The sequence below is a fragment of the Candidatus Ruminimicrobium bovinum genome (genome assembly GCF_902760015.1).
Classification (GTDB): Bacteria; Elusimicrobiota; Endomicrobiia; order Endomicrobiales; family Endomicrobiaceae; genus Ruminimicrobium; species Ruminimicrobium bovinum.
This window is the reverse complement of sequence record NZ_CACWEU010000202.1, coordinates 1-7069: the sequence shown is the minus strand read 5'-3', so window position 1 is coordinate 7069 and position 7069 is coordinate 1. Positions and strand designations below refer to the sequence as shown.

At 32.5% G+C, this 7069-nt stretch carries 9 protein-coding genes; 8 read left to right on the top strand and 1 reads right to left on the bottom strand.

Annotation, left to right across the window (positions count from 1 at the left end; all coding sequences use genetic code 11):
• From ACMUOV_RS06810 to pgeF, 8 genes are all read left to right on the top strand, one after another.
• Positions 1-962, top strand: a 962-nt coding sequence (locus ACMUOV_RS06810) for a helix-hairpin-helix domain-containing protein (protein ID WP_413854351.1), incomplete at its 5' end; no start/stop codon positions are given.
• Positions 963-1161: 199 nt separating this feature from the next.
• On the top strand, positions 1162-1659 hold the full coding sequence (locus tag ACMUOV_RS06805) for a YajQ family cyclic di-GMP-binding protein (RefSeq protein ID WP_413854350.1): 498 nt from the start codon (positions 1162-1164) through the stop codon (positions 1657-1659).
• A 161-nt stretch (positions 1660-1820) separates the two neighbouring features.
• Entirely contained in the window at positions 1821-2255 is a 435-nt protein-coding gene (gene rplM / locus ACMUOV_RS06800; RefSeq protein WP_413854349.1) for a 50S ribosomal protein L13, read from the top strand.
• 17 nt (positions 2256-2272) lie between these two features.
• Entirely contained in the window at positions 2273-2668 is a 396-nt protein-coding gene (rpsI, locus tag ACMUOV_RS06795; protein WP_413854348.1) for a 30S ribosomal protein S9, read from the top strand.
• Between the two features lie 401 nt (positions 2669-3069).
• On the top strand, positions 3070-3516 hold the full coding sequence (locus tag ACMUOV_RS06790) for a C-GCAxxG-C-C family protein (RefSeq protein WP_413854347.1): 447 nt from the start codon (positions 3070-3072) through the stop codon (positions 3514-3516).
• Between the two features lie 310 nt (positions 3517-3826).
• On the top strand, positions 3827-4381 hold the full coding sequence (locus ACMUOV_RS06785) for a hypothetical protein (protein ID WP_413854346.1): 555 nt from the start codon (positions 3827-3829) through the stop codon (positions 4379-4381).
• Between the two features lie 21 nt (positions 4382-4402).
• Positions 4403-5515, top strand: coding sequence for an outer membrane beta-barrel protein (locus ACMUOV_RS06780; protein ID WP_413854345.1), 1113 nt, complete (start codon positions 4403-4405; stop codon positions 5513-5515).
• A gap of 6 nt (positions 5516-5521) precedes the next feature.
• The gene (pgeF, locus tag ACMUOV_RS06775; protein ID WP_413854344.1) at positions 5522-6172 is read left to right on the top strand and encodes a peptidoglycan editing factor PgeF; all 651 of its coding nucleotides are present in this window, start codon (positions 5522-5524) and stop codon (positions 6170-6172) included.
• On the opposite strand, the gene ACMUOV_RS06770 is transcribed toward pgeF, so the two are convergent.
• Positions 6167-7069, bottom strand: a 903-nt coding sequence (locus tag ACMUOV_RS06770) for an ATP-binding cassette domain-containing protein (protein WP_413854343.1), incomplete at its 5' end; no start/stop codon positions are given. The two genes, pgeF and ACMUOV_RS06770, sit on opposite strands and share 6 nt — an antisense overlap.

Here is a 7069-nt window from a genome sequence, read left to right as displayed (position 1 = left end):
CCGTTCTTAAAAAGAACAACTTAAAAGCAAAAGTTATAGTTGTAAGCGAAGCGGGTGCTTCGGTATATTCTGCATCACCGCTTGCCGTAAGTGAGTTTCCGGATTTGGATGTTACGGTTCGCGGTGCAATAAGTATTGCAAGAAGGTTACAGGATCCGTTGGCCGAACTTGTAAAAATTGACCCTAAATCAATCGGTGTCGGTCAGTATCAGCATGATGTTAACCAAGTTCAATTAAAGAAAAACCTTGACGCTACGGTTGAATCCTGTGTAAATTATGTAGGTGTAAATTTGAATTCCGCATCGGCGGAACTTTTAAGTTATGTTGCCGGCATAGGAAAACTTGCTGCAAAAAATATTGTTCAATACAGGGCAAAAAACGGTTCTTTTAAAAATAAAAGTGAGTTATTAAATGTTTCAATGTTCGGTGAAAAAACTTTTACGCAATGTGCCGGTTTTTTAAGAATAGCCGGCGGTGATAACCCGTTGGATAATTCCGCAATTCATCCGGAAAGTTATCCGATAGTTGAAAAAATGGCGCAGGATTTATCAATGACACCGGAAAACCTTATAGGTAACACATCGGCAATTTCAAAAATAAATTTAAAAGATTATGTTTCCGATACCATAGGAATGTTGACATTAAACGATATAATTTGCGAGCTTAAAAAACCGGGTGTCGACCCCAGAAAAGATTTTTCTTTTACCGAATTCAGTTCGGAAATAAATTCTATAGAAGATTTGAAAGAAGATATGGTTTTGGAAGGAACGGTAACAAATGTAACCAATTTCGGCGCTTTTGTTGATATCGGTGTTCACCAGGACGGGCTTGTTCATATATCGAAATTAAGTGACAGGTTTGTTTCAAACCCTTATGAAGTGGTATCGGTAGGTGAAACAATAAAAGTAAAAGTTTTAAAAGTAGATACGGAGCTTTCAAGAATAAGCTTAGAAAAAATATAAACAAATTGCTGTGCAATTTGTCGGCTGAAAAGCTGAAGAGCTGAAGGGCTGAAATGCTGAAAAGTTATAAAAACAGGTTATAAGGTTATGGGGTTATAGTGTTATGAGTTTAACGGCAACGACAAAAAACTTATCAGATATCACCTCCGACAATGCAGCTATCAGCTTAAAATTTGCGAAGCAAATTTAGGAGGGAAAAGTGGCTAATAATTTTTCGTTTGATATTGTTTCGGAAGTAAATTTTATGGAAGTGGACAATGCCATAAACCAGGCACAGAAAGAATTGGCTCAAAGATATGATTTTAAAGGTTCAAAATCTTCCATAGACTACAATAAAACGGATAAAAAAATAACTCTTATAGGTGACGACGACTTTAAATTAAAAGCATTGATAGATATTGTTGAAGGGAAATTTGCAAAAAGAGGAGTTCCTTTAAAATCCATGGAATTTAAAGCAAAAGAGCAAGCTTTTGAAGGAACCGTTCGTCAGGTTATAGAACTTGTCAGCGGTTTGCCGAGTGATAAAGCAAAAGAATTGACAAAAATGATAAAAAATGAAAAATTTAAAGTTAATACACAAATTGAAGGTTCAAAAATCAAAGTTACATCCGTTAAAAAAGATGAACTTCAAGCGGTAATAGCATTTTTAAAAAATGCCAAATTTTCTTTGCCGTTACAATTTGTAAATTACCGATAAAAATCGCTTTGCGGTTTTTTGCTGAAAAGGTGATAAGCTGAAAAGCTGAATGTTTTTGTTGTAAAATTTACTGAGCAAATTTTTGTTGACTTTGATTTAAAAAAAAGATACAATAACTGGCTGAGTTTACTTAGTTTAATATAATAAGGTGGTTTTTAGAGATGAAAAATGGTAAAAGTTATCTTCCTAAAACGGAAGAAATAAAAAGAAAATGGCATGTTATAGATGCTAAAGATCAGGTTTTAGGCAGATTAGCCGTTAGAGTTGCTTATCTTTTAACGGGAAAAAGAAAAGTTATATATGCTCCTTATGTTGATTGCGGCGATTTTGTTGTTGTAACAAACCTTTCAAAAGTAATTTTAACAGGTAAAAAACTTGAACAAAAAACAGCTTTTTCATATTCCGGTTACCCGGGCGGTTGGAAATTGACCCCGTATTCCGAATTGATGGCAAAAAATCCTGAAAAAGCATTTCGTTTGGCAATAAAAGGTATGTTGCCTAAAAATAAATTGGCAGACAAACAAATGAAAAGATTGAAACTTTTTAAGGATGAACAACATATACACAATGCACAAGTTGCTAAAGTAGAAAAATAGTATTAGGAGATATAAATATGAGTAATGTAGGTTATGTAGCTGCCGGTAGAAGAAAAGATTCTGTTGCAAGAGTAAGAACATCGGACGGAACAGGTAAAGTTTTAATAAACGATAAAACTGTTGATGAATATTTTTCAGGGCTTGAAAGACATAAAAAAATAGCATTGAAACCTTTTGAAGTTTGCCCGAATATGAAAAAATATGACTATTATGTTAATGTTTACGGCGGCGGTATTACCGGGCAGGCAGGGGCTGTAAGCCACAGTTTGGCAAGAACTCTTTTGGAATTAGACCCTACTTTGAAAGATGCCTTAAGAAAAGAAGGTTTATTAACAAGAGATCCGAGAATGGTTGAGAGAAAGAAACCGGGAAGACCGAAAGCAAGAAAAAAATTCCAATTCTCTAAGAGATAATATTTGTTATATGTCAAAAAGCTCTTTACAAAATTTTGTAAAGAGCTTTTTTTAATGTAAAAAATGTTTCACAATTTTTAGCTTGTGGTTTGTAGCTTGTCGTTTGTTCTTTAAAAATATTTTCTCTTTTTTCTGTGCAGGAACCATTCACTCGTATTTTTTAGGCACGGGCTCCAACTGTGTTTTCCTAATAACCTAATGTAACGGAAAACACCACGAACATGGTCGCCCTAAGAATTAAAGTAAAAAATTCTTACCTGAAAAATATTTCGTTCATAGACGGTTCCTGAGACACTATCAAAAAGAAAAATATTTTTAAGATTGTAGCTTGTCGATGCTGTTAAACTATAAGCACTTAGCTCTAAACTAAAATTTGCGGAGCAAATTTTTAAGGAGTAAAAATGACTAAATCGGAAAATGCGGTAAATTTGTTTAAGCAGGGATATAATTGTTGTCAGGCGGTTTTTTGTGCTTTTTGCCAAGATTTCGGCATAAATTTGGAAACAGGTTTAAAGTTAGCTTCTTCGTTCGGCGGCGGTATGGGAGGAATGAGAGAAGTTTGCGGAGCAGTCAGTGCAATGTTTATGGTATTGGGTTTAAAATACGGATATTCCGTCAGTGATGATGTAACTTTAAAAAAACAACATTATAATTTAATAAGAGAAGCCGCAAAAAAATTTAGCGAAGAAAACGGTTCGATAATTTGTAAAGAATTATTGGGAATATCAAAACCTAAAACGGATGCGGATTATATTCCGACAGAAAGAAATGCCGAGTTTTTTAAAAAAAGACCGTGTGTTGAACTTGTTGAATATGCGGCACTTGTCACGGAACAGCTGTTACATTAATTTGAATTGTTATACGGTTTGTTTTTTTTTAGATTTTTCTTTTTTACACTCAATGTTGCCGTTAATTATACATTTTGCATTGTACATTATACATTGCCGTTCTCAGCTCTTAACCTTATCACCCAATAACCTAAAAAATCGCTTGCATTTTTTATAGTTGACTATTGACATTATATTTTTTTTTTAATACAATATTGCGAAAGTTGTAAATAAAACGGTCGTGTTGTCGTGATAAAGAGTGTGCAAGGTTTTATTCTTGCTACTTTTTGTTTTATTGTTAAATAAAAAAATACAGATAGGAGTATTAAAAATGAAAAAAATGTTGGTTTGTTGTGTTGCATTTTTGTTTTTTGCAGCTTTTGCAAATGCCGCAGTTAATGTAGAAATCGGCGGTAAAACAAAAAAGTATCCGGACGGAAGTATTTTAAAAATTGCTGCAAAGAAAAAAACTGTTGTTAAATATTCTAATTTTAACATAGTTATACCAAGAGGCAGTAATTTTATAATGGATTGTGAAAGTGATATGGTTACTTTTAAAGGTAAATTTGATAAGCCCGTAAAATTAAATTCATATACTTTAAGTACAAATTTTGAAAATAACGATTTTTCTGTTACAACAGACGGTAATGTTAAAGTTAATGAAGGTTCTGTTGAAATAACAGATGAACAAAATAATGTTGCCATTGCAACATCGGGCGGAGCGGAAACAAAGTTGGATATGCCTGCCGAAAAATATGTTGATGATGCTTCCGATGACAGAATATATGTTATGGAATCCGAAGATGTAAATGATGAAATAAATAAAACAGATTATATTCAAAGAATTCAGGATGCTGATTTAAGTCCTTCAGCACCGAGAAGATAGTTAAGGAGAGGAATTGATAAAATGAAAAAATTAACAGCTTTACTTTTTGTATGCTTTTTTACGGCCACTGCTTTTGCTGAAGGTCCTTTTAAATTTGCTATTTCGGAATCGGTAAAATATGACGATAATATTTATTTAACCGAAAATGATAAGAAAAGTTCTTTCATAAGCAGCACTCACTTGTTTGCAGACTATCTTTCTCAAATTCCTAATTCAAGTTTAAAGGTTGGTTTAGGTGCAAATGTAGGGTACAATGCATATAGTGAAAATGCAAGCAAAAATAATTATTTCAATGCAGGTGCTAAAGCTTTTATAGAAAATCAGTATTTTAGATTTTCCGAAAAATTCATATATACTTCCGAACAGGTAAACAATGAACTTACCGACAGAAGTGATCGTATAAACAATGATGTTGCTTTAAGCATTAGAACTTCAAGAGAAAAAACATTCTCCGTAGGGTTGGTTGCAAGTGATGTTTATGACAGATATATGAGAAACGATAAATCCGGTTTGAACAGAAACAGATTCAATATCGGTGCTCAAATTTTCTATAACATATCTCCAAGAACTTCAATATTTGTAGAAGATGTTGTATCTACAATTCATTATGAAACAAATACTTATAATGATTCAAATCAGAACAGTGTAGCACTTGGTGTTGAAGGAAATATAACCGAAAAAATTACCGGAGTTGCAAAAATTTCTTATGATTACAGAGATTACAAGAAAGATAATACGGACAAAGCTCATTTGTTAGGTTATATGGTTTCTTTAACATACAAACCTCTTCAAACAAATTCTTTCTCTTTAATGGGTAGAAGGGCTTACGAAGAAACAACTTTTGTTAATAACAGATATTATGTTTCTACTTTAGTAAATTTACTTGCTACACAGAAATTAACTCAAAAATTAGATGTTTCTTTATTGTTATCTTATGAAAATATGAACTATCCTAACAGAATCGTTGATGATTTCAGAGTTGATGATTTTTATGCCGTAAAACCTTCAATTAATTACAAATTTATGGAATGCTTAATCGGAGGGCTTTGGTATAAATATAAAACGAAACATTCAAACGTAGCAGCAGATTATACGGATAATACCGTAGGTTTGGATGTTAAGTTTATGTTCTAATATTGAATGTTTGTTCAAGAAAAGAATTTTAAATACTTTCATATTACCACAACTAAACAATGTGGTAATATGAAAGATTTTTATTTTAGAGAGAAATTTTGTATCAATAATAATATAAATCCTTCCAAAATAGTTTTTGCTTCACAAATTCACGGAACATCCGTTCAAAAAGTATCTTCGGCGGATGCAAATTCTTTTATTCCTAATTGTGACGGACTTATAACGGATGATAAAAATATTTATCTTTGTATTTTTACGGCGGATTGTATGCCTGTTTTTATGGCAGATAAAAATAAAAAAGCAGTTGCTTTAATTCATGCCGGTTGGCGCGGACTTGCGGCAGGTATTTTAAATAATGCCGTATTAAGTTTTAAAAATAATTTTAATATAGAAGCAAACAATATTGATATTTATATAGGTCCGCATATAAAACAGTGTTGTTATCAGGTAGGGGAAGAAGTATTAAATGTATTTAATGTAAATAATAGTAATAATAGTTATTTATCACTGGCACAGCAGGCAAAAAAACAATTAAATGTTTTAGGTGTAAAAAGTGTTGTTGTCAGCCCTTACTGCACTTACCACAACAGTGAACAATTTTTTTCTTACAGAAAAGAAAAAACAGATGGCAGAATTATGTCATTAATCGGTTTATAAGTTTTTCAGCTGTTCAGCTTTTTTTTGATAATACAAATTTTCTTTTTCAAGTTGTTGAGTTAATTCAACCAAATTTTCGTATAAAACCGAAACTTCCCGTTTTAACTGTTTTTGTTCCTTAGGTGCCTGTGCCAAATATTGAAAATTTTGTTCCTGGCATGCTTTTACTAAAAGTTGTTCAATTTCATTTATTTTGTTTTCTTTGTTTTCAATTTCGGTTTCAATACTTTTTACTTTCAATTCCAAAGGTTTTACTTTTTTTGATTTTTCCTGTATCAATACAGCCCTTAATTTTTTTATATCATCTTTTGTTAATGATGTTTTTTTGTTTTTTTCAGTTTTTGCCTTCAATTCATCCGTTTCATCTTCCCAACCTTTTTCGTTTAAAAATTCCTGGTATGTTCCGTTAAAAAGTGAAACTTTTCCTCTGTCAAAAATTATTAATTTTTCGGCGATGTTGTATAAAATATTTTCGTTATGTGTAACCATTATAACCGAACCATCAAACTCGTCTATTGCTGCCATCAGGGCTTGAGTTGATTCCAAATCCAAATGGTTTGTCGGTTCATCCAAAAGCAATAAATGGCAAGGTTGCAGTAATATTTTCCCGAGCAGTACTCTGCTTTTTTCACCGCCAGATAAAACGGATATTTTTTTCATTGCATCATCACCGCCGAACATCATTGCTCCGCAAATATTTCTAACTTGTTGAGGAAGGCAGTTTTGTGCCGATGAAAACATTGCTTCATAAATTGTGTGGTTAGGGTTAAGTTGCGCAACATCGGACTGAACAAAGTAAGAAGTTTTAAGTTCTGGATGTTTTTTTATATTTCCGGCTAAAGGTTTTATTTGTTCCGCCAACAACTTAAGTAATGTTGATTTGCCTTTGCCGTTTTT

Bases quoted from the DNA above. Each gene is read 5' to 3' on its own strand.
- rplM (WP_413854349.1), top strand. From the start codon at position 1,821: ATGAAAAATGGTAAAAGTTATCTTCCTAAAACGGAAGAAATAAAAAGA.
- rpsI (WP_413854348.1), top strand. From the start codon at position 2,273: ATGAGTAATGTAGGTTATGTAGCTGCCGGTAGAAGAAAAGATTCTGTT.
- ACMUOV_RS06790 (WP_413854347.1), top strand. From the start codon at position 3,070: ATGACTAAATCGGAAAATGCGGTAAATTTGTTTAAGCAGGGATATAAT.
- ACMUOV_RS06785 (WP_413854346.1), top strand. From the start codon at position 3,827: ATGAAAAAAATGTTGGTTTGTTGTGTTGCATTTTTGTTTTTTGCAGCT.
- ACMUOV_RS06780 (WP_413854345.1), top strand. From the start codon at position 4,403: ATGAAAAAATTAACAGCTTTACTTTTTGTATGCTTTTTTACGGCCACT.
- pgeF (WP_413854344.1), top strand. From the start codon at position 5,522: ATGTTTGTTCAAGAAAAGAATTTTAAATACTTTCATATTACCACAACT.